At 46.4% G+C, this 22,406-nt stretch carries 17 protein-coding genes; 5 read left to right on the forward strand and 12 right to left on the reverse strand.

Annotated elements, in window-relative coordinates; genetic code table 11:
• Positions 1–85 precede the first annotated feature (85 nt).
• Together RWJ96_RS05085 and rfbC are read right to left on the reverse strand one after the other, a co-directional pair.
• A complete protein-coding gene (locus RWJ96_RS05085; RefSeq protein ID WP_314019288.1) occupies positions 86–2,716 on the reverse strand; it encodes a U32 family peptidase in 2,631 nt (876 codons plus the stop codon).
• A 25-nt stretch (positions 2,717–2,741) separates the two neighbouring features.
• Positions 2,742–3,347: a dTDP-4-dehydrorhamnose 3,5-epimerase gene (rfbC, locus tag RWJ96_RS05090; protein ID WP_314019289.1), complete on the reverse strand. Its 606-nt coding sequence runs from the start codon at positions 3,345–3,347 to the stop codon at positions 2,742–2,744.
• A gap of 116 nt (positions 3,348–3,463) precedes the next feature.
• Here rfbC and RWJ96_RS05095 point away from each other — a divergent pair, with 116 nt between their 5' ends.
• Both RWJ96_RS05095 and RWJ96_RS05100 read left to right on the forward strand, forming a co-directional pair.
• Positions 3,464–4,144 carry a glycosyltransferase family 2 protein gene (locus tag RWJ96_RS05095; RefSeq protein ID WP_035434906.1) on the forward strand — a complete coding sequence of 227 codons (681 nt, stop codon included), beginning with the start codon at positions 3,464–3,466 and terminating at the stop codon, positions 4,142–4,144.
• A gap of 9 nt (positions 4,145–4,153) precedes the next feature.
• Complete coding sequence (locus RWJ96_RS05100; protein ID WP_035432356.1) at positions 4,154–4,540, forward strand: DUF2304 domain-containing protein; 387 nt, start codon at positions 4,154–4,156, stop codon at positions 4,538–4,540.
• A 60-nt stretch (positions 4,541–4,600) separates the two neighbouring features.
• On the opposite strand, the gene RWJ96_RS05105 is transcribed toward RWJ96_RS05100, so the two are convergent.
• Both RWJ96_RS05105 and RWJ96_RS05110 read right to left on the reverse strand, forming a co-directional pair.
• Positions 4,601–5,851 carry a lipopolysaccharide biosynthesis protein gene (locus tag RWJ96_RS05105; RefSeq protein ID WP_314019290.1) on the reverse strand — a complete coding sequence of 417 codons (1,251 nt, stop codon included), beginning with the start codon at positions 5,849–5,851 and terminating at the stop codon, positions 4,601–4,603.
• 2 nt (positions 5,852–5,853) lie between these two features.
• A complete protein-coding gene (locus RWJ96_RS05110; RefSeq protein WP_314019291.1) occupies positions 5,854–6,777 on the reverse strand; it encodes a LicD family protein in 924 nt (307 codons plus the stop codon).
• 75 nt (positions 6,778–6,852) lie between these two features.
• On the opposite strand from RWJ96_RS05110, the gene RWJ96_RS05115 reads away from it, so the two are divergent.
• Together RWJ96_RS05115 and RWJ96_RS05120 are read left to right on the forward strand one after the other, a co-directional pair.
• A complete protein-coding gene (locus RWJ96_RS05115) occupies positions 6,853–7,644 on the forward strand; it encodes a glycosyltransferase (RefSeq protein ID WP_314019292.1) in 792 nt (263 codons plus the stop codon).
• Positions 7,645–7,769: 125 nt separating this feature from the next.
• Positions 7,770–9,884, forward strand: coding sequence for a hypothetical protein (locus tag RWJ96_RS05120; protein WP_314019293.1), 2,115 nt, complete (start codon positions 7,770–7,772; stop codon positions 9,882–9,884).
• Positions 9,885–9,984: 100 nt separating this feature from the next.
• Here the strand turns inward: RWJ96_RS05120 and RWJ96_RS05125 are convergent, their stop codons facing one another.
• The 8 genes from RWJ96_RS05125 to tyrS all read right to left on the reverse strand — a co-directional run bounded on the left by RWJ96_RS05125 (position 9,985) and on the right by tyrS (position 20,016).
• Positions 9,985–10,932, reverse strand: a complete 948-nt coding sequence (locus RWJ96_RS05125; protein WP_314019294.1) for a DMT family transporter — start codon at positions 10,930–10,932, stop codon at positions 9,985–9,987.
• 17 nt (positions 10,933–10,949) lie between these two features.
• Entirely contained in the window at positions 10,950–12,740 is a 1,791-nt protein-coding gene (locus RWJ96_RS05130; protein WP_314019295.1) for an NTP transferase domain-containing protein, read from the reverse strand.
• A 211-nt stretch (positions 12,741–12,951) separates the two neighbouring features.
• Positions 12,952–13,797, reverse strand: coding sequence for a LicD family protein (locus RWJ96_RS05135; RefSeq protein WP_314019297.1), 846 nt, complete (start codon positions 13,795–13,797; stop codon positions 12,952–12,954).
• Positions 13,797–14,864 (reverse strand): dTDP-glucose 4,6-dehydratase, encoded by a 1,068-nt coding sequence (rfbB, locus tag RWJ96_RS05140; protein ID WP_314019298.1) that lies wholly within the window; start codon positions 14,862–14,864, stop codon positions 13,797–13,799. The genes RWJ96_RS05135 and rfbB overlap by 1 nt, the downstream gene beginning before the upstream one ends.
• A 1-nt stretch (position 14,865) precedes the next feature.
• The gene (gene rfbD, locus RWJ96_RS05145; RefSeq protein ID WP_314019299.1) at positions 14,866–15,765 is read right to left on the reverse strand and encodes a dTDP-4-dehydrorhamnose reductase; all 900 of its coding nucleotides are present in this window, start codon (positions 15,763–15,765) and stop codon (positions 14,866–14,868) included.
• Between the two features lies 1 nt (position 15,766).
• Positions 15,767–16,669: a glucose-1-phosphate thymidylyltransferase RfbA gene (gene rfbA, locus RWJ96_RS05150; RefSeq protein WP_314019300.1), complete on the reverse strand. Its 903-nt coding sequence runs from the start codon at positions 16,667–16,669 to the stop codon at positions 15,767–15,769.
• A 2-nt stretch (positions 16,670–16,671) separates the two neighbouring features.
• A complete protein-coding gene (locus tag RWJ96_RS05155) occupies positions 16,672–18,774 on the reverse strand; it encodes a DUF6541 family protein (RefSeq protein ID WP_314019301.1) in 2,103 nt (700 codons plus the stop codon).
• A 30-nt stretch (positions 18,775–18,804) separates the two neighbouring features.
• Positions 18,805–20,016, reverse strand: a complete 1,212-nt coding sequence (gene tyrS, locus RWJ96_RS05160; RefSeq protein WP_314019302.1) for a tyrosine--tRNA ligase — start codon at positions 20,014–20,016, stop codon at positions 18,805–18,807.
• Between the two features lie 161 nt (positions 20,017–20,177).
• On the opposite strand from tyrS, the gene RWJ96_RS05165 reads away from it, so the two are divergent.
• Positions 20,178–22,316: a PBP1A family penicillin-binding protein gene (locus RWJ96_RS05165; RefSeq protein ID WP_314019303.1), complete on the forward strand. Its 2,139-nt coding sequence runs from the start codon at positions 20,178–20,180 to the stop codon at positions 22,314–22,316.
• The last annotated feature ends 90 nt before the right edge of the window (positions 22,317–22,406 follow it).

Raw genomic sequence — 22,406 nt, forward strand, 5'->3', positions numbered from 1 at the left:
TCCTACTCAAATCTACTTAAAGCGCGTCCGCGCTCAAAACTTACAACAAAGGTATCCTACCCAAAATTCCAAACTTATTTCTGCACTATCCAATTGGCGAGAAAAGATGTCCAACTGACGCATCTTTCAGACGTGCAGGCAATGATGCACCCGACGCTGTTGCCGCAATCGCAGCAGCCACGCGAGAGGTAGCCTCCTGTGTCTGCTCCGTGCTCAAAAGCGTTGCATCTACCATAAAGCGCTTCACGCCAGCAGAGAGCATCTCGGCAATCTCTGGCACGCCGTCAAAGAGCTTAGGGCTCCAAATCTTAGAGCGACCATGTCTGTCAGTCCTGACCGGCATGTAATCGTTGTCAATGCCTCTGAGCGTGTGCTCCTCAAGACGCAGCTTGCAGGCATCACAATCGTGGATGCACTTGCCCGTAGACATCAAAATACAGTGCTCGGTTGTCATGGTGCGAATACGACCGCTGACCATATAACCCACAGGAATCGAGGCGTTTCTCGCCAGGTGACAAATCTCTTGGAGAGTCAGCTCGGAGTTGAGCCAAACGCCTTCTGCACCCATGTCGGCCAGCGCCTGCAGGGCGTAATCGTTATGAACTGGAATGCACTCGCGCACCTCAGGGATGGCTCCACGCTCAACGGCCAGCGCCAGCTCAGAGATGTTGCCCACAGCAACCGATTTACCTGGAGTAACGTACGGATCCAGGCGATTGTGGTCAATCTCGCGACATACCTCATCAAGCCATGGGGTTACCTTGGCGAGAAGATCTTCTGGCCATGAAGTCTCTGCGAGCGCATCGGTAGTTGCATACAGACGATTTGCTCCCGCCTTGAGCGCAACACGTGCCTGCTCGGGAGTCTCAACTAGAACACGGACCTCTGCCTGCGATGCATTTGTTTTTGCAGCCACCTCATCAAAGACAAAAAGCTTCTCTTTGTCCTGGGCTTCTCGCTCCTTTTGATAGGCAAGACGAGAAAGCGGAGCAATCTTCTGCTCGCGGTCCTGGTACTCCTCAAGAAGCGCAGCCTCCAACTGCTCACATGCTGCAGCGCGGACCTTGTGAACGGCGCTAAAGCTCATGCCGCAGGCATCGTCCATCTGGACGTCAAAGCTTACCGCCTCAAATGGAGAGGTTCCCATGCGACCAACGTGCTCAATGAGCTCGTCAGAGGTTACCGCCTTAGTGCGGGCCTCCTCCACCACAAAGCCCTCGGCAGACGCGGTTGCAGCACCGTCTGCGGTAGTGAGTACCACCGTAAAAGGTTGGCCAATGCGGGCAATAATAACCACGTCAACGGCACGTTTGCGAGGATATTCCAGCGAAGAAATCTGCTCTGCCGCCACGCGCGCTGCCTCGGAGCGAATAATGCGCACCGTAGATCCAGTCTGCATAACGCGAGAAGTACGGACGGTAACCGTCTGACCAGGCTCAACGTCAACAGGGCAAAGAGCGGTCAGGAACTTGTCAGGCTCATCCAAAGGCCTAATCTCAAGCAGGTCATTCTTGCCAATGGGAGCGTGAGCAACAAGGTCAACATCTGCCTGCTTATAGCGGCGCAGCTTCACACGGCCGCCATTGAGGCCACTCTTGCGCTCAAGAGCATCCTCAAGTGAACGTCCGCCAGTAACCTCACCAACAATCTCTCCGCGGTTGTTGGAGCGCTCATAGCTCATCATCTCATTGCCAGCGGTGCCATGCAGGTACGCGTTGGTCAGGCCGCGGTTAAATGAGCGCTTGAGCAAGCGGTGGCGGCACGCCACATCGGCTTGGTTGTCCACGCCCTTCTCGGCAGCATCAATTGCCTGACGATACGAAGACACCACCGAGTACACGTACTCAGGCGCCTTCATGCGGCCTTCAATCTTAAGCGAGCCAACGCCCGCCTCAATCATATCGGGCACGTCATCAATAGTGCAGTAATCCTTAGGGCAGAGCAGTCTATCAATGCCACCCATCGAAACAACTTCGTGCTTAGAGTTGAGCAGCTCATAGGGCAGACGGCACGGCTGAGCGCAGGCTCCGCGATTAGCAGAGCGATCTCCTCGCATAGACGACATGTGGCAGATGCCCGAATAGCAGAAGCATAAGGCGCCGTGACCAAAACACTCCAGCTCAACGCCAAGCTTGGAAATGGTAGAGATCTCTTCTTTAGTGAGCTCTCTAGACAGGGTGACACGACCTACGCCAAGCTTTTTACAAGCAGCAACACCGCGCGTATCGTGGATGTTTGCCTGTGTTGATACGTGGCATTCAATCTCTGGCCAGGTTTGTCTGACCTGAGCCATAAGGCCCCAGTCCTGGATGATAAAGGCATCTGCGCCAAGGATCCACGCGCGGCGAATCAAACGCAGGACACGCTGCATCTCGTCCCACTTAACAACAACGTTAACGGTGACATACACGCGAGCGCCAGCTAGATGGGCCTGTCTGCACGCACGCGCAAACGACTCGTCGTCAAAGTTGTCCGCACCACGGCGGGCGTTGAAGCTGTTGCCCAAGCCGCAGTAAATAGCGTCCGCACCACCAGCAAGAGCTGCGGTAAATGGAGCAGGGCCTCCCGCTGGGGCGAGAAGTTCCATCTGGGTTGCACGAGGGAGCGGCTGTGTTGAGAGCTCTTTATCAGAGGCTTCCTCAGTCCACTCTGGCTCGTTCATGCGATTTAGCTCGTGAGCTGTAGATTCTCGCTCACGACGATTACGTTCGTTCATACTACCTAACTTGCCGCGTCGCTTACTACTTCTTAAGTGAAGAAAGTGCTGGATGAATCTTATCTTTGTCGGAAAGAATAACCTTTGCAGGATCTAAGGTTTTCTCGCCAAGAAACGCTGGCCACTCAACGCCAAGCTCTGGATCATTCCACATAATGCCACCCTCATCACCTGGGTGATAGATGTCGTCGCACTTGTAGCAGAACTCCGCAGTCTCGGAGAGTACCAAGAAACCGTGAGCAAAGCCGCGAGGGACAAAGAACTGTCTGCGATTCTCCGCGGACAAGACAACGCCTTCCCACTGACCCCAGGTTGGACTTCCCTCTCGCAGGTCAACCGCAACGTCAAAGACAGTGCCGGAGATTACGCGCACAAGCTTTGCCTGTGGATGCTCAATCTGGAAGTGAAGACCACGGAGCACACCTTGAACGGATGAGGACTGATTGTCCTGCACAAATGAAGCGTCAATGCCGCCAGCAACAAAGTTTTCTTCACGGTAGGTCTCCATAAAGCCACCACGAGCATCACCGTACAGCTTTACGTCCACAACCTTTACACCTTCAATCGAGGTGTCATAAAACGTAAAATTGCCCGATTGAGTAGGGTTTTTAAGCTCTTTTGGAAACTCCATAGCGTTCACCTTTCGATTTCTTTAGGTAATCTACTATATACGAGTCAAGATTAATTCGGCTTTTGAGCTATGATATTCATGCAGTTAACGTGTAATTTGCAATTCAAAGGATGCTTGTGAGAATTCTTGCAGTCGTTCCCGCTTACAACGAAGAAGCCTGCATTGCTTCAACTATTACAGAGTTGTGCCAGGTAGCCCCTCAAGTTGATTACATCATAATCAACGACGGCTCCGCTGACCGCACGCTGGATATCTGTAAAGAGCGTGGATTTAACTACCTCAATTTGCCTGTTAACGGAGGCCTTTCTGCAGGCTTTAGGGCTGGTATGCGCTACGCCAAAGAACATGGTTATGACGCTGTGGTGCAGTTTGACTCCGATGGTCAGCACAGGCCTGAGTACATTGCTCCTATGGCTCAAGCAATGGTAAACGAGGGAGCAAATATCGTCATTGCTTCTCGCTTTGTCACCAAGGCTCGCGGAAACTCTCCTCGAGAGATTGGCTCCAAGCTGATTTCTTGGCTTATCAAGACAAGCACTGGTCAAACCATTACTGACCCTACCTCAGGCATGCGTATGTACGATCGTGGTCTTATTGAAACGTATGCGCGCTCCTTTGATTTCTCCCCCGAGCCAGACACTATCTCGTTGCTGATGCGTCGAGGAGCTAAGGTTGTCGAGATTGAAACTGAGATGCGTGAGCGTCAAGGTGGTGAGTCCTATTTGAGTTTCTATAACTCAATAATGTATATGGCTCGCACGTGCCTCTCGCTTTTGCTCTTCCAGTGGTTTAGATAAGGTGACACCATGACTTTAGTTCTCAGAATTCTGCTGCTTATTGGCGCCCTATTTGCCATGGGCATTGTCATCAATAGCGTCCGCAAATCAAAGATTCGCATCTCCGACTCTGTCTATTGGGTTGTTTCTGCAGGAATCCTTGTTTTGTTTGCGCTTATCCCCCAGCTTGCGTATTTCTTTGCTGGGCTTTTTGGCTTTATGAGTCCCGCAAACTTTGTCATGCTACTTGTTATTGTGCTGATGCTTATCAGGATTTTCCATCAGTCCTGTGCAATTTCTAAGCTTACTTTTAAGGTTGAACAGCTTTCAAGCGAACTTGCCCTACGCGACAAAGACGCACGTGACGAGAAAAACCTTGATTTTGTAACTGATCTTAACCAGCGTACGCGCGTGTAAACGACGCGGCGGTCCTCTGGCAGCATGCTCATCTACCTGCGCTTTATTTAAAAAGTCCGCCTATGCAGTGGACTTTTTCTTTTGGTCTTTAAAGCCCAAGAAGCAAAAAATGCCAAATACCAGAGCGAGAATTGCAAGCGAGGCATCGTATAGAATGCAAGCTCCCATAATGCCAAAGCTGCCTACAAACCATCCTCCTGTAAGCGCAGCAAAACCTGCACCTGCAGCATAGCTCACAAACACCGCAACCTGCTTACGCATGGTTACTACCGCGTAGTACAAGATAACCGTTAAAGCATTAAGCAAGCCACCAAAGAGCAGCATCAAAAGCTCTAACTTATACGGTTCAAAATCAAGGCCGTACAAAAGTCCAAGAACTGGAGCTCCTAGCGGCCAAGCCAGCGCCATAGAAACAACAGTAGCTAAAGCAACTACGGCAAAACCCTTAAGGATCAGGCCCACAAACTGCTTGTCTTGCTGATTATTCCAATATTCAGCCATCTGAGTAAGCAGCGGCTTAAAGACAAAGTTACTTAAAAGATTGATAACCATAGCAGGCATGGCTAATGCGGTAAAGAACGTAAGAAGCGCCTGATTGCTCAAAGCGCCCAGTGCATAGCGAGGAGCGCCAACAACGTATGTCAGCAAGAATGAGCCAGCAAATAATGGAGCGGTGGTAACCAACAGCTTTGTAATTTGCTTAACGTCAAAGGTGGGCTTAAGCGTTGCCATCTGCTTAGTAGGAGGAATAACAAGCGCAATCATAACTACCAGCGATGCAATAAAAGAAAGAGCCGCACCAACAAGCAAGTTCTTTGTAAGAAGCACGCCTCCTGCAAAGCCAACAACGGTTGCAAGCACGCGGTAAAAGAACGCTCTGCCGGCAATATCTAAACGACCATGTTGTTGGAACATGCCGTGGAAAACATCTTCTACAACGTCAAATAAACGAAGCGAAGCAATGAGGGCATATAACACTCCCTCGTAGCTCCATCCCTGGGACTGCAGGGTAAAAATAATGATTCCCGCAATCATCAAACCAGTTGTGATGATTCGTGACGCAAGATACACACCAAACGAAAATACTTCTTCTGTATCGGTAACCTGGTACGTTCTAATCTCAAAGTGACCAATGACCATCAGCTGCTGAGCCACAGCATACGCAAGCGAGAAGACACCACCGGCAGCAGCTCCCATGGTACGCGTGACCACCATCAACATAAGTACCGTTGAAGCCGCGTTCATCAAAGAACCAAGCGTATTCCAGAAGTAGTTTTTCTTAAGCTGTTCCGCAGAAGTATCAATAGTCATAATTAGCTTTTCTGGCCAAAATCTTCAAATGCCTGACGACTTCCCTTGGTAACATCCACATCTTTCCACTTACCAAAATCAAGCGCGCCAGGATGGTGATTCTTTCTATCCTTTTCTGGAGGAAGCTGCATGTAATTACCATATCCTCTGGTTAAGAGCTTGTCGTATTCCTTTGGAAGCGTAGTAGTAATGTCCTCAAAAGGAACGCGAACCATTGGGAATACATCCTCTTTGTCCATTGACCAGTTCTCTGGATCAGGTTCAACAAAACTTGCGTAATGAGTGGTATTCTCGTCCTCTGCAGTACGAGCAGCCTCATCCCACTTACGCTGAATCAGCGCGGATGAAACCTTAAAGAGCTTCAAGGTATGGTGAATGACAAAGCATCCCGCAAGAGCAACTTTTTTCTTCCAGCCAGTGAGCGGTACGCGTGGAGTTGGAGTAACCAGAAGGAAGTTCAGACGACCCCAGAACCATGTCTGACGTTTAATCTTGGCAAGCTTCTTAGGATCTGCAGGAATCTTATCAAAAGGAAAAATGCCAATAGAAATAGCGTACGTAAAGGGGCAGGTCATAAACTCATCAGGAACACACACTGTTCCCTTTAAAGAAAGGTTTGTATTTACTGCAGGAAAGTAATTGTTCGTCCTGCCGTTTTGAATGCAAAAATCTGGTCGAAGAAGCGCAGGTGCTTTCTCCAAAAAAATCTCATAATCCTCGCGGAACATCGAGATATCTACGTCATCATCCCAAGGAATAAAGCCTTTGTGTCTCACAGCGCCAATGGCTGTTCCACCGTACGCCTGGTACGAAATGCCAAGCTCCGTGCAGACGCGGTCAAGCTCATCCATCAAAAGCGTAGAAAGAATCTGGATCTTTCTTAGCTCATCGGGGTTCTCGTATGTCTTATATCCGTCAGACTCCACAAAGGCTCCCATTCGCCATCGTCCGATAACATTCTTATAATACTAGACATCGGAGCTAATCGATTGGATGTAGCAATGTATACACCTCAGGATCACACGTTTGCTGTCTGCGCTTATGGCGAGAGTCCCTATCTAGAAGAATGTATTCTCTCGCTCAAGGAGCAGACACTATCTACGAATATTCTTTTGGCTACTTCAACACTAAATGAACTCATTCAGTCTCTTTGCGAGAAGTATGACATTCAGATGTACGTCAATCCTGGACCGGGAGGTATTGCCGGCGACTGGAACTTTGCCGTGAGCGTTTGTACAACTCCGTTGGTAACCATCGCGCACCAAGATGACCTCTATAAACCTAACTATGCAGAGTATATGCTTGAACGCGTCAACAGTTCTTCTCGCCCGCTGATTTATTTCACCAATTACGGCGAGTTGCGTGACGGCGAGGAGGTTCTTGAGAATCGTCTACTTAAGGTAAAGCGTCGTCTCTTATACTCGCTCTCAAAGCAAGAAAATGCAGGCAAGTCATGGGCCAAGCGCCGTTCGCTTGAACTAGGTTGTGCCATTTGCTGCCCAAGCACCACACTGGTCCTTCCCAATATTGACGTCCCTGTTTTCAAAGCTGGATTTGGCTCCAATTTAGACTGGGAAGCATGGGAAACAATTAGTAAGCGTGAGGGTGATTTCTTGTACGACACCCGTGTGCTGATGCTTCACCGCATTCATGAAGACTCTGAAACCAGCCACCTTATTCACGACAATCGTCGTGAAAAGGAGGACCTTGAGATGCTCAAGAAGTTCTGGCCAACTCCCGTTGCTAAGCTTATCAACCTGGCTTATAAGAGTGGCCAGAAGAGTAACGGCTAACGAAGATAGAATAAAGACAACGATATACAAGCAGTATTGGCATCTTATTGCGAGCTTCTTTTTGATAAAAAGATAAAATAAGTTCTGTTAAATCCATTCCACTTAAACAAGGGGTTTCGTTGACTATGACCACATCGTCAGCCAATAAAATTCTGTTCATCATCCATGGCTCACTCTACACGCTTGCGTTGACGTTGATTTGGTGGGCACTTCTGCCAGCAACAGCCCAGGCTTACGTTGACCCGTCAGTTATGACCTACACCATTCAGGCACTAGCAGCGGTCGTAGTTGCGCTCTCTGCAGTGCTTGGCGTTGCGTTTAGGCGTTCTCGCAAAGTACTGTTCCGCATCCTTAAGATTGACGAGAATGCAAACAAGATTGTTGAAGGCAAAGTTCACAAGGTTGACGCCAAAGGTGCAGAAGCTGCAAACGCTCAGATGAAAGAGATCCTCGCAGCAGAAGCCGTTCGACTTAAAGAGCAAAAAGAGGGCACCCTCAAGCCCAAAGGTCGCATTGGTGTCGCATTTCTTGTTTCCTTCTTCACCGTCTTTACTATCTTGATTGTAGCCCCACTTGAGCTGGTGGCAAGCAATGCAAAGGATTTATCGTTTAGTCTTAATGACGTAGCAGGTCCTGTATTTTTATCTGGTCTTTTACTAACGCTTGTTTCTACTGCAGCGCTTTCACTCCTGCGTAAGCGCGTGTTTAACGTTGCAGTTGCACTCGTAGGCGCCATCGGCGTGGCATCGTATGTTCAAGCAGTGTTCTTGAACGGTGGCATGCCACTTGCTGATGGTCATGAGGTTATTTGGTCCAACTTCACCAGTCAAATGATTGTCTCTGGCCTCATTTGGCTGGCAATCATTGCAGCTGCAGTGACCTTCTCGCTCCTAAAAGCACGTCAGCTCCGAACTGGCCTTTTGGTAACTGCGACTGCACTTATCATTGTTCAGGCAGTTGGCGTTGCAAGTCTCTGGGGACCAGCTGTATCAGCTTTTACAGATGTAAACACAAGAGAATCTCAGCAAATTTATGCAACAAGAGATGGTCTCTTTAATGTTTCTTCCAAGAAGAATGTCGTGGTGTTTGTCCTAGACACCACCGACACCGCCTTTGTACAGCAACTTTATAACGAATATCCCGAGACATTTACTCATATGACAGGCTTTACCTGGTACAGAAATTCCGCGGGTTCAATGATTCCAACACGCTATGGCATTCCTTCCCTTGTCTTTGAAAATCGTCTGCAACCTGGCCAGTCATTTGGTGACTTTGTTAATGGTTGGGCAGATAACAGCCATTATCTTGATGACATCAATAAGCTTGGCTATTCCGTTGGCCTGTATACCGATAACTTCAATTCAATTTATACCGACTATATGCACAACCGCACTATCAACTATCACGAGCTTCGCGGTCGTGGTTCAGAGAATCAGCTCAACGTTCTTGGTGCGCTGCGTATTCTTTATAAGACGGCTTTCTGCAGAGATATGCCTTGGGTAATTAAACCTCGCTTCTGGTATTACACCGAGGACCTTAACATGCGTATGATGAGGAAATTTACGTATGACGAGGTTGACATGTCCTCTCAGCGCTATAACGAAGACGATCTTAAGTATTACCAAGAACTCCAGCACTATGGTTTGTCTGTTCATGATGAAAACGATACGGGAAGTTTCCGCTTCATTCATCTTATGGGCTCTCATGGTCCTTTCATTCTTAATAGGAACCTTGAGCGCCCTAAAGATCCAAGCGAAGAAAATGAGATCGAGCAGACACGCGGTGCTTGGAAAATCGTAGATGCTTATATTGCAGAACTTAAGCGCCTTGGTCTCTACGAAAACACCTCTATTATTGTGACTGCTGACCATGGTCGCTGGTATCTGACGCCAAACGACATTACAGAGACTTCTGCTCCAGCAATCTTCTATAAACCTGCTGGTCAAAGCGCAGAAGAAGCGGAGCAACCAATGCAAATCTCAGATGCTCCTGTCTGGCACTACGATATCTTGGCTCAAACGCTCAAGGATATGGGAGCAGATTCTCAGATGCTCTCTAACTACACCACTCCTCTTGATGAGTCTTATGAGGGAGAGAATCGTCCTCGTTACTACATTGAAACTATTACCGAGAATAACCGCGATGCAGAACTTAGAGAGTTTGTCATTAATGGTGACGCAACCGACTTTACCACCTGGAGTTTGACGGGAAATAACTGGCGACTCGTTTCCGATAAATAGCCATTGTAAATGTAGGTTCTTACTTTTAGATAAACAAAAACGAGTCATTCTTACCACAGAATGACTCGTTTTTTAAGACATCTAGAATTGCAGAAACAAACTAATCTCTCTTGAGCAGCTCACTCCAATTTGGAGTTGCAGAAAGAACCGTTCCTACAATAATGACAATGCAGCAAATTACAACCAGTGGAGATGGAATTGCTTCAGGCATAATTGTTGGCAGGATAATACCTGCAAGAGCTGCAAAAATGACCGACCATGCAGAGTAAGAAATGTTCAGTGCCATACCGCGAGAAGCGCCAATGGCGTCAATTGCCTTGTAGTAGAAGAGATACGAGGCAGTACCAGCAAGTGCTGCAATAAAGACAACGCCATTTGCAGGAGTGAGTGCAACCTGTGCAGCAAAATCAACGGAACCAGCCAATGGCAAGATGAGAAGACCGTATGCAAATGCAGAGGTGGTTTCCCTAATCTGAAGAGCAGTCTCATTATCAACAGCATCGTCTTGCATACCCCAAGCCAAAATAACCGCCTCAGATCCCCAGCCAAAGACACAAGCAGCAACGCCCAAGATACCCACAAGAACATTTCCGTTACCCTCGCCTGCTGCTGTTGAGAGACCAATAACCATGACGCCAACAAGAGCAACGATAAGGGCAATAATCTGCTTTAAGTTCATCTTTTCTTTGAGCAAAAGCCATGCTAAAAGCGAGCCGACGGCTGGATAAAAAGCTGAAATTGCAGCGGTGTAACCAGGTCCAATGGTGTTAATAGCAGCTAGGTAGCCACTCATACCAATTGGTCCACCCAGAAGTGCGCCAAGCATAACTACACGGCCACTCTTTGTTTTTGCTGCCTCAAGGGTGTCTTTAAGTCTGCCTTTCTGAGCCATCATGACTAAAAGAACTGCAGCGGCAAAGAAATCGTGCATGAATGCGCTGACAAATGACGCCTGAGCTGAATCAACATAAGGACTCATACCAAGAGCAACGCCAAGAATAACGGTATCAACCGCCCAAAGAATACCGCTTAAAAGACCGTAATACATAGTTTCTCCTTTTGCTCTTAGTTCTGAGCGTCTTCGTACCAAGAAAGAACACGATCAATATTGTTTGCAGCGTAGCGATAGTAAATGAAGAACCACTCGCCTACGTTCTCGCCCTCTGCTTCCTTAACCAGAGACCAGAGATACCAGCACCAACCAGCAAAGACTACATAGCTCCAGAAGTGTCTGCGCTGCTCAAACGTTGCCTCTTTTCCAAAGTAGTAATCAATAGCAGCATTAGCCTCATCGTCAGTAAGCTCACAGCAAACTGCGAAGGTACCAAAGTCATTAGCCTCATCTGACATGCCTGCATATTCCCAGTCAATAAGGCTGTAGGTACCGGCCTCATCAATCAAGAAATTCAGATAGAAGAAATCATTGTGTGAAATAACAATTGGATACTGATCTGCGTCTGCAAACTTCTTCAAGCGCAGGACCTTCTCACGAAGCTCGTAGTAGCCAGGAATCTCAATAGGACCCTCTTCAAGCAGGAGTTTCTCGTAATTAAGACCCTCGTTGACAAAGTCAAAAGAACGATCAAGTGACGCGCCGCTATGATGCAATTTATAACCCATTTCCATTGCGCGCTTGAGCTGCTCAGGATTATGAGGATCAAGATTCTGAGCGTTTTTCACAAACTTGGAAATCTTCCAACCTTCTTTTTGGTCCTCGTAAATAAAGGTGTTGTCTAGGCCAAGCTCACGAGCAAGTCGAAGACCAGCTTCTTCAGCTGCACGATCAACGAGTTTCTCGGTACCAACACCTGGATGCCTGTAGACATACTCCTGAGCATCATCACCATATCCCACAATAAAGTGAGCAGATAAATTGGTAAGTCCCTGTTTTAGAGGATAGAAACCGTGGATATCCTTCTTCTGGCAATGAAGCACCGAGACAATGTTGTCAAAAATCTCTGAGTCGATGTTCTCAATAAATGCTGGGTCAAACTGACGAAGCTCATCAAGGGAATCAAACTCGTAAATAACACCATCAGGATACTTTCTAATGGTCATAGAAAGCTCTTTGATATGACGGACGTAAATCTCTTCCCAGAGCATATCAACAGTTTCTGGCTTGTCGTAGACAGCCTCAAGAATATCTACAAACTTCTTTGAGAATTGTCTGTCAAAGTAGACGTGGCCCAGCATAATCCAGGAATTTGAACCGCCAATTTCTACGCCGGTAATACGTCCACCACGTCCTTCTTTAAGGCACCACTCATCAGTTTCTCCTGCGACATACGTTGCTGAGTAATAAGCCTCATAGACATAGTGCTCAAATGGATTCTGAGTAAAGTAGTCATCTGACGAGCAGATATACGTATTATCAAGCTGATCTTTTACATACCACAGCGTGGAATTGTTATTTCTTGTTGCATAATCTGGATTAACAACAATCTTGACGCCATACTTCTCCTCCAAATAGAAGAAGTACTCCTTCTTATAACCCACAACAACGGTGATGTCAGTAATGCCAGCTTCAAGCAACTGATGAATCTGACGCTCAATCAGAACTTCTCCACGAACCTTCAGGACACCCTTTGGCTTCTCATATGAAATAGGTGCAAAGCGAGAAGACAGACCAGCTGCCATAATAATGGCATTCTTAACCTCATAAGGTTTCAGAGCTTCAAGACCCTTTGAAGTAATTAGACTATCCTCAATAAGACCCTGATCCTCCAACGTTTTGACTGCTGAATTAACTGATCCCAAAGAAAGCTCAGTCTCTTCTGCAAGCTGTCTCTGATTGAGTTTCTCGTCAGAAAGGGCAATGGTTTTTAATACAGAAAACACGTTATTTGTTAGTGCCACGGTTCCTCCAAATGAAGACCAATTAACTGCGAAATAAACTTCCAAACCAATTTACGTCAGTCATAATACTCCTGTGTTCAAATTTTGACAAGTATAATAGTATTTTGAACATACGAGCTTCAGAGGATTGCCAAGGACTGCCGATCTAACAAAAAAACGGCAGGAGATGCCGTTTTTTCCTTTTATCTATTGCTTAACAAACGAGAAGACCCTAGTAAGGACCAAAATCCAAACGCGCTGGATAGTGGTTTTTACGCTTCTCAACTGGTGGCATTTGCATGTAATCGCCGTAAAGCATCCTAAGGAATTTATCATTTTGATTAGGGAACGCTACTTGAATTCCATCAAAATCAAGCTTATCGACAGGAAAAACCTCATCAACTGGATAGGTATTTACAAACCTATCCGTATCGTGCAGGTAGGCAATTCTTTTTGTCTTAACGTGAGCAAAGCGGTTGCGGGCTTCCTGCTCACGCTCATACATTTTCTGAGTAGAGAGATGCAGCAGTTTGCAAACTCCCCTACCCATAGTAACTGCTGCCTTTAAGAGCTTTCCTTTGATGCCGTCGGCCAAAATAACAGGGCGAGGAACGTCAACGAGGATGCGCATATGTGACCAGAACCACGCATCAAATGCCTGCTTCTGATATTCCTTCTCGTCATCCGAAACGTTATCAAAGCAGTAGACATCTAGGAAAATACCAAGGTTAAGAGGAAGTGGCGCAAGTGCTTCTTCGCAGAACTGTGTTCCTTTGAGCATAATGCGCGTGGTTGGGAATGGATAGTTGATATCCCTCTCAGTATTCATGATTGAATACTTTTCTGACCACTCTTTATCATAGATATCTAAGAGTTTGTTGAAGTCTTCTGCAGGAAGACAAACATCAATATCATCGTCCCAAGGAATAAATCCCTTATGACGAAGGGCGCCAATCGCGGTGCCACCAAAACCAAAATAGCGGATGTTGTTGGCCTCGCACGTGTCTACGAAGTCCTTTAAAATCATCAGCTCAACTTGCTGGAGATGCTTAAGCGTTTCTGTATCGTATGTGCGCATTATCGACCTTCATACATCTTCTTGTAGTAATCCTGATAATCACCGGAAACTACATTCTTAACCCACTCGCGGTTCTCTAAATACCAGTTGATAGTGGTAACAATGCCCTCTTCAAATGGAGTTTCTGGATACCAACCAAGCTCTTCTTTAATCTTATCGGGTGCAATACCGTAGCGACGATCGTGACCCTTGCGGTCAGTAACGTAAGAGATTAGATCCTCAGTAATCTGAGTGTCACCAGTGATTCTTGCAACTTCACTGATGATGCGCTTAACAATGTAGAGGTTATTGCGCTCGTTATGACCGCCAACGTTATAGACCTCACCAAGGCGTCCTCCTTCAAGAACCATGGCAATTGCCTTACAGTGATCATCAACGTACAGCCAATCGCGAACATTAAGTCCGTCGCCATAGACAGGAAGAGACTTGTGTTCCAAGCAATTCTCAATCATCAGAGGAATGAGCTTCTCAGGGAACTGATAGGGGCCGTAATTGTTAGAGCAACGGGTAATTACTGCTGGGAATCCGTATGTATCATGCCAGGCCTTTACAAACATATCTGCAGAAGCCTTAGATGCAGAGTAAGGGCTATGAGGGCTCAATGGTGTAGTCTCACGGAAGAACGCCTCTGGATCATCAAGTGGCAACGAGCCGTAGACTTCATCAGTAGAAACCTGCAGATATCTGTGGTCTCCGTAGGAGCCCTGGCCATCATTCCAGAAAGACTCTGCAACACTCAGAAGAGCGACAGTACCCATAACGTTAGTGTCAGCAAAGGCACCTGGATCTTCAATAGAACGGTCTACGTGACTCTCTGCTGCAAAGTTAACAACGTAATCAGGATGATAGGTCTCAAACAGCTGTGTCAGAGCCTCTTTATCCCTAATATCTACATGAGCAAAGGTATAGCGAGGATCTTGATCATATTCCGAGAGGTTCTCAAGGTTGCCTGCATACGTCAGAGCATCCACGTTCAAAATATGAATGTCCTGATTTCTTCTAAGCATATAGTGGATAAAGTTAGATCCAATAAATCCAGCTCCACCAGTTACTAAATAGGTCTTCACACTAACCTCTTTCTACCTTCGAAAGATATGTCGCAAGAGCCTCCTGCCAAGGTCTCATACAATTTCCAATGGTACTCTCAAGATGACCGTTTACTAAAGATGAATACGCAGGGCGAGAAGCACTTTCTGGGTGCATCTCTTTCCACTGAGCAGAGGTTACCCTGGAAACCTTACAGTCAAGATTGCTGCCAGCCATAATAGCTTCAGCAAAATCTGCCCATGAACATGTTCCTTCATTAGTTGCATGGTAGATGCCATAGTTCTCAGTAGCTGCAATGCACAAGATTGCGTGAGCTAGGTCATTTGCGCTGGTAGGATTACCCACCTGATCATCAACAACGCTAATCTCTGGATACTTTGCGCCGAGGGCTCGCATGGTTGCCACAAAGTTCTTACCAACATAGCCATAAAGCCATGCAGTTCTCACTACAAACGTTTGAGGATTTGCCGCAAGCGCAAGTCCCTCTCCCGCCAATTTGGAGCGCCCATACGCAGAAACAGGATAAGGAGCATCTTGCTCTGTACGAGGAGAGCTTTCTTTGCCACTAAAGACATAATCAGTAGATACTTGAACAAGCTTTGTCTGCGTAGAGTTGCAAGCTCGTGCAAGATTCATTGGACCAAGTGCGTTTACCGCAAAGGCCATCTCAAAATTGCTTTCGCAGCCATCGACATTTGTTGCGGCCGCACAGTTAATAACAAGGTCATAACGATCATGCTGGTCAAACCATGTATTAACTGCTTCTGAACTGGTAATATCAAGCTCATCTGCGTCGGTATAATCAACATCTGGTTCAACAAAAACCTCTGGAATTGGGCCAATCTCAGAGACACCGGACTCAAAAAGACATTTGAGCTCGTTGCCTAACTGGCCATGCGCACCAGTAATAAGAACGTGCATACTACTCTCCCTTTCCAGAAGGAAGGATACGTCCTTCTGCAACGCTCTTGAGGTGCTCGCCATATGTAGATTTACCGTAGCGTTCTGCACATTCAATGAGTTTTGAGCTATCAATCCAGCCGTTCTCAAAAGCAATTTCTTCTGGAACGCTTACCGGCAGACCCTGAGCTGTTTCAACAGTACGGACAAAGGTTGATGCCTCAAAGAGAGACTCCATAGTTCCTGTATCAAGCCATGCAAAGCCACGACCAAGGGTGACCACGTCAAGTGTGCCATCATCAAGATAGAGTCGATTGAGGTCAGTAATCTCATACTCACCACGTGCGCTTGGCTGAACTTGCTTTACCAGCTCAGTAACACGCTGATCATAGAAATAGAGACCGGTTACGGCATAGTTAGACTTTGGATGGGTTGGCTTCTCTTCAATTGAAATGGCGTTGTAATTCTTATCAAACTCAACAACACCAAAACGCTCTGGATCATCCACGTGGTAACCAAAAACGGTAGCTCGACCAGAAGTTTGTGCCTGTTGGGCAGCTTTTCTGACAAGTCCTGAAAGACCGTTTCCAAAGAAGATGTTGTCTCCAAGAATCAGAGCTGCAGCGTCATCACCAATAAACTCTTTACCAATAACAAACGCCTGAGCCAATCCATCTGGAGAAGGTTGTTCGGCATAGCTGATAGAGATGCCAAAATCAGATCCGTCACCCAAAAGCTTTTCAAAATTTGGAAGGTCACGAGGAGTAGAGATAACAAGAATGTCTCTAATACCTGCAAGCATAAGCGTAGACAGAGGATAATAAATCATTGGCTTGTCATAAACAGGTAAAAGCTGTTTAGATGTAACGGTTGTCAGCGGATAAAGCCTGGTACCGCTACCTCCTGCAAGAATAATGCCTTTCAAAATTACTCCCCATCAATCGCTGTGATTCTATAAAGTTTATACGGTCCTTCTTCAAGTACCAACTCAAATCCTGGAGCACCATTATCAATATTGAGACCAGACCATACTCCTTCTTCTTTAGGCATAGTTGGGTACTGATCATCTGGATACATATTCAAACGAATAAAATACTGTGCGCCAACAGAACGAACGGCATCTTGAACCGATTTTTCATAAAACACGCGATTTAGCTTTTCTCTAATCAGCCTGCTTTCAGGTGACTCATTATCATTGTATTTAAACTTGTAGTACACGTTTAAACCATCTATCGCATAAGCAAGAGATGATCCATCAAATGGATTATTGAGTACAACTGAGTCCCCAACAATTTCTTTTACTCTTTGAACAAACGCCTGTTCAGAAGCGGAATAAGTCCTCCAGTCTTGTGGAATATATGACTCGCTCATCCAATGTAGACTCATCTGAAAACGACTTGGCTCATGTGTCTGAAACTGCAAAGGATCAACTGGGGTCCACAGTGCATATACGACAGGAATAGAAAGTAAAACTGCAAACGCACTCTTAAGAAGAGAAATTCGACTACGCGACAAACGTGGCTTATCGCTTGTAGCGGACTGAGCAGGTCTTACTGCATGTTTTACTTTTTGAAGTACAACTAAAACAGCAGAAACAATATCAATACCACCTTGTAAAACTAATGGCGTAGAGGTGATACACATGATGGCAGCAATACGCTCTGGGTCTGTGTACCAAAAGCCAATAAGAAAACGCTTTACATCTATGTTACCCATAAGTCCCACAACAAAGAAAATAGAAACAAAGAGCAGGCTGCAGGCATACCAACGAGTTTTTTTAACGAGAAGAGCGTGGATAAAGCCAACCCAGAAAAGCACCGTACAAACTGCTTCTGGGACATTCATGATGAACGACTGAGTGGCAATATGCATAATTGAGTCAAGTGGGTTTATATCCCAACCCCAAAGAAAATGCACAACAGATTTCATAAAGCTGCTATTCAAAACAATGGTCCACATACCAATACAAAGGACAATACAGAGCGTCTCAAAAGCAACTAAGATAGCAACTTTATTCTTTTTATCTGCGTATTTATTGGTCACCATGCGTGGGATAAATGAAACTAACACGTAAGGGAACACCATAATTGCCCAGAAAAATGCACCATTTGGATGGCAAAAAACAATTCCCAAAAGTACCGAAATGAGCATGAAGATATCTGAAGCCTTCTGGGGTTTCTCGCCATGTTTATGAGAAGACGATTGCGCAATCGAATCAAGGAGTTGCACAAACAAATACACTGCTATAGGAACACAGCAGAAGGAAAGCATATTTGGAAACGGGCCATGTACTGTGAGCATGCGGACAGGAAATGCCATATTGGCAAATGCTGCAAAGGGTGCAAGTACTGCCGCTTGAATTTTCTTTCCAAAAATCTTTGAAACAAGCGCAAAAAGTCCTAATGGGTACACTAAGCCGGTCCACACCACATTAACGGCATTTTCCGCCATTCCAATTGAGCAGTGTGTAACCAGCACAACTGCTGAAGTAAAGCTGTGAAATGCCAGTGGATAGTACCAAGAGCCCGAGAAAGGCTGTGGTGTAGAAAGTGGCAAACCATCAAAAACAGATGCTCTAAAAGTCGAAAAAACACCTGTTTGAATAATTCTGTTGATGTAAGAGATATGAGTGTAGTTGTCGTCATATTGCAAGAAGTTATTTGGATTTCCAAGACCTCGATAAAACACATAACTTGCAGCGAGTGCGCCAAGACAAATAACAATGCAGACTCCAGGCAACGAAAGCGACAAAGAAGAATGAATCTTTTTGTGTAAAAGTCTCTCTGAGCCAAATCGAGTTGCTGCAATAAGGGCGAGAAAACATGCCGCAAGAGCAAAAAGCGGGATAAGCCCCTTGAGACCAAGAGGATACATTGCAATGCCCGCAACAATATAAAAAACGACGCTTAACGGACCAGCCACGGCAAGTGAAAGTGCTCGTTTACCGCCTGATAAACGAGCACCCAGATATCCTGGAACAAAAACAATTGCTGTTGTAACTATAAGAACAAGAACAAATTGTTTCCACATGCGTATGCGCCCTTAATTAGTGCTTCTGTTTTAGACGAGCTGAGCCCAGCGCTTCTTACCTGCCTGGAGAAGAGCTCCCTCAAGAACTGATGGTTCAACCTTATAGGTCTTTGCTGGAAGAGGTTGCTGATTAATTTTGATACCACCGCCATCAATCAGACGACGAGCCTCACCGTTACTTGAAGCAATCTCTACTTCAACCAAAATCTTTGGCAGGTAAATGAGACCGTCTTCATCTGCTTCGAGGGAAATTGCAAACTCTTTGACATCTTCAGGGACCTCATTGTTCTTAAACTGAGCATCAAAGGCCGCCTGTGCTTTGAGGCCTTCTCCCTCACCGTGATAAAGGTCAACAATATTTCTGCCAAGAGCGCGCTTGAGCTGATAAGGATCAGCAGTACCGTCCTCAAAACTCTTATCAATTGCATCAAGCTCATCAATAGAGAGTGTAGAGCAAAGACGGTAATACATTGGAATAATCTCGTCAGTAATAGACATGACCTTGCCAAACATATCGTTTGGCTCATCAGTCAGTCCGATGTAGTTGCCATAAGACTTACTCATCTTCTTAGTGCCATCAGTGCCCACAAGCAGAGGCATGGTAAGCGCAATCTGCGGCTCCATGTCCATATCACGCATAAGGTCACGACCGGCAAGCAAGTTGAAGATCTGGTCGTTTCCGCCCATCTCTACGTCTGCCTTGATAACAACAGAATCATATGCCTGAAGAACTGGATAAATAAACTCATGGAGGGCAATTGGCTGTTGGTTGTGATAACGATTAGAGAAGTCTTCTCGCTCAAGAATACGGGCAATGGTGAACTTGCTCATAAGACCAAGCATGGTCTCAAGGTTCATAGGCTTAATCCAGTCACCGTTATGAACAACGGTAGTTCTTTCTGGATCAAGAATCTTCATTGCCTGGTTAACATAGGTCTCTGCGTTAGCATCTACCTGATCTGCAGTGAGCGGAGGACGGGTAGAGTCACGTCCAGAAGGGTCACCAATCAGTGCGGTGCCACTACCAATAATTAGCGTGACATTATGGCCAAGGTCCTGGAACTGACGCATCTTGCGCAGAGGAACTGCGTGACCCAGGTGCAAATCAGGACTTGTTGGATCTACGCCAAGCTTGATGTTAAGAGGAGTGCCCTTCTTGAGTTTCTCTTTTAGACCGTCCAAAGGAACAATCTGCATAGTTCCTGAAGTAATAACACGGAGCTGTTCTTCTACTGAAAGCACTCTGTATCCTCTCAACGCAAGCCTGTTAAACCATATAGTTACTGCTACAAATAGTATCAATCAAATATGTTATCTATCAGAATACAACAGAGTTGTAACTCTTTATTCACTGAAACATAAATATCAGACTATAATAGTGAGAGCTATGACAAGGAGGCTCAATGGGTATTAGAACCCGTCGTGCACGTACACACGCAAATACACATGCCGTAGGTTTTGGCGTTGCTGGATTCTTTGGCTTTATGGCTCTTCTCGCGCTTGCACTTGCTCTTTCTTTGGGTGCAGCTGTTTCTTCATGGCTCGAGGACCTGCCTGATTACAACTCTGCTGATGCCTACCTGGTAGCAGAGCCTACCCGCGTTTATGACTCCAAGGGTAACGACATTGCTGACTTCTATCTGCAGCAGCGCCGTTCCGTTACCCTGGATCAGATTTCTCCTTATGTTATTCAGGGCACTATTGATACTGAGGACAAGCGTTTTTATTCCCACAGTGGTATTGACCCCTGGGGTATTGTCCGAGCATCTGTTGGCTCTCTGTTTGGTGGCGGCGAAGGTGCTTCCACTATTACACAGCAGCTTGTTCGTAACACTGTTCTTTCCAACGAGCAGTTTGAGCGTTCTTTGAAGCGTAAGGTCCGCGAGGCTTACATCTCTATTCAAATGGAGAAGAAGTTTACTAAAGACCAGATTCTTAATATGTACCTCAACACCATTTACTACGGTAATGGTGCTTACGGTATTGAAGCAGCAAGTATTATCTACTTCAACAAGCATGCAAGTGACTTAACTCTTGCTGAGGCTGCAACACTTGCTGGTCTTCCAAACGCACCTTCTGCCTATGACCCAACCGTCAATCCAGAGGCTGCAAGAGAAAGACGCAACACTGTTCTTGAGCGTATGCTTCGCGCAGGTGATATTACGCAGGAGCAATACGATGAGGCTGTTGCTGAGGACTTAGTGCTTAATCCTGGTACTTTGACCGACAACATTGGCCAGTTCCCTTACTGGACCGACTACATCCGTAGTCTGCTTCAGGAAGACTTTGATAGCGATACCATTCTTCAGGGTGGATTGCGCGTTTACACCACGCTTGATCCTGACCTCCAGAAAGACGCTGATGAGGCTGCTACAAGGCGTATTGCTGAGCTTGGCAACCCTCGCCTGGGTGCTGCTTTGGTTTCTATTGATCCTCAAACTGGCTACATTAAAGCAATGGTTGGCGGACAGGATTACTCTAAGAGCCAGTACAACATTGCAACCAGTAGTAACCGTCAGATGGGCTCCAGCTTTAAGATGTATACGCTGGTAGCGGCCCTTTCTGAAGGCATGAACCCAGAGATTGTTCTTAACGGCAACTCTCCTATGCAAATTACGCCAACATGGTTGGTCAGAAACGCTGGTAACTACAGCTACGGAGCAATTACGCTGCGTCAAGGTACGGTTTATTCTTCCAACACTGTTTATGCGCAAGTTGCTGAAGCTATTGGTATCGATAAAATCCTTCAGACTTGCTACGCTATGGGCATTCGCACCCAGCTACAGCCATACCTGTCTACCACTCTTGGTTCTCAGGGCGTAACCCCTATTGAACAGTGCACAGCATTTGCGACGCTTGCTGCAGGCGGTGTTCGTCGTGATGCTGTAGCAATTACGCGCATCGAAGACCGTAACGGAAACGTTATCTACGAGCACAAGGACAACCCAGTTCAGGCAATTAGTCCGGCTGTTGCTGCAGCTGCTACAAACGTTCTGAGTGGCGTCCTTACCTCCGGTACTGGCCGCTATGCTTACAACTTGAAGACCTTCAACCAACCAGTTGCTGGTAAGACAGGTACTTCCGATAACTCTGAGGACCTTTGGTTCTGCGCTTATACCCCACAGCTTGCAACAGTAGCTTGGTGCGGATATCCAGATAGTCGTGACCCTGTTATCATCGGCGGTGGAGAGTCCTCTACCTTTGTTACTGCTCAGTATGTTTGGGCGTACTACATGAACGCAGCTCTCTCTGGTGTTGCTCGTGCTGAGTTCCCTAAAACTACTGAAACTATCTCTTACAAGCCTGATAGCTACTGGAAGTTTGTTGGTGGCTCTGCTAATGCCAAGCAAGAAAAGAAAGATGACGACGAAGAGGAAGAGGAAGAGGAGGAAGAGGAAGAGGACGATTCAACCACTACTCCTACTACTCCTACCACTCCTACCACTCCAGCCACTCCTGGTACTGGTACTGGTACGGGCACTGGCACGGGTACCGGAACAGGTACTGGAACAGGTACTGGAACAGGAACAGGTACTCCATAAACCTCTGGTTTATCTACGGCAAAAAGGAGTCTGCTCTATGCAGGCTCCTTTTTTGTAAGACTTGTGCCTTGACGGGTTTCTCGCCAAAAG

The organism is Lancefieldella parvula (assembly GCF_963547875.1).
GTDB lineage: Bacteria > Actinomycetota > Coriobacteriia > Coriobacteriales > Atopobiaceae > Lancefieldella > Lancefieldella parvula_D.

Excerpts from the sequence above, each read along its gene's own strand:
- RWJ96_RS05125 (WP_314019294.1), bottom strand. The coding sequence starts at position 10,932 with ATGTATTACGGTCTTTTAAGCGGTATTCTTTGGGCGGTTGATACCGTT.
- RWJ96_RS05100 (WP_035432356.1), top strand. The coding sequence starts at position 4,154 with ATGACTTTAGTTCTCAGAATTCTGCTGCTTATTGGCGCCCTATTTGCC.
- rfbC (WP_314019289.1), bottom strand. The coding sequence starts at position 3,347 with ATGGAGTTTCCAAAAGAGCTTAAAAACCCTACTCAATCGGGCAATTTT.
- RWJ96_RS05085 (WP_314019288.1), bottom strand. The coding sequence starts at position 2,716 with ATGAACGAACGTAATCGTCGTGAGCGAGAATCTACAGCTCACGAGCTA.
- RWJ96_RS05120 (WP_314019293.1), top strand. The coding sequence starts at position 7,770 with ATGACCACATCGTCAGCCAATAAAATTCTGTTCATCATCCATGGCTCA.
- RWJ96_RS05105 (WP_314019290.1), bottom strand. The coding sequence starts at position 5,851 with ATGACTATTGATACTTCTGCGGAACAGCTTAAGAAAAACTACTTCTGG.
- rfbD (WP_314019299.1), bottom strand. The coding sequence starts at position 15,765 with ATGCACGTTCTTATTACTGGTGCGCATGGCCAGTTAGGCAACGAGCTC.
- RWJ96_RS05115 (WP_314019292.1), top strand. The coding sequence starts at position 6,853 with ATGTATACACCTCAGGATCACACGTTTGCTGTCTGCGCTTATGGCGAG.
- RWJ96_RS05155 (WP_314019301.1), bottom strand. The coding sequence starts at position 18,774 with ATGTGGAAACAATTTGTTCTTGTTCTTATAGTTACAACAGCAATTGTT.
- RWJ96_RS05165 (WP_314019303.1), top strand. The coding sequence starts at position 20,178 with ATGGGTATTAGAACCCGTCGTGCACGTACACACGCAAATACACATGCC.
- RWJ96_RS05135 (WP_314019297.1), bottom strand. The coding sequence starts at position 13,797 with ATGCGCACATACGATACAGAAACGCTTAAGCATCTCCAGCAAGTTGAG.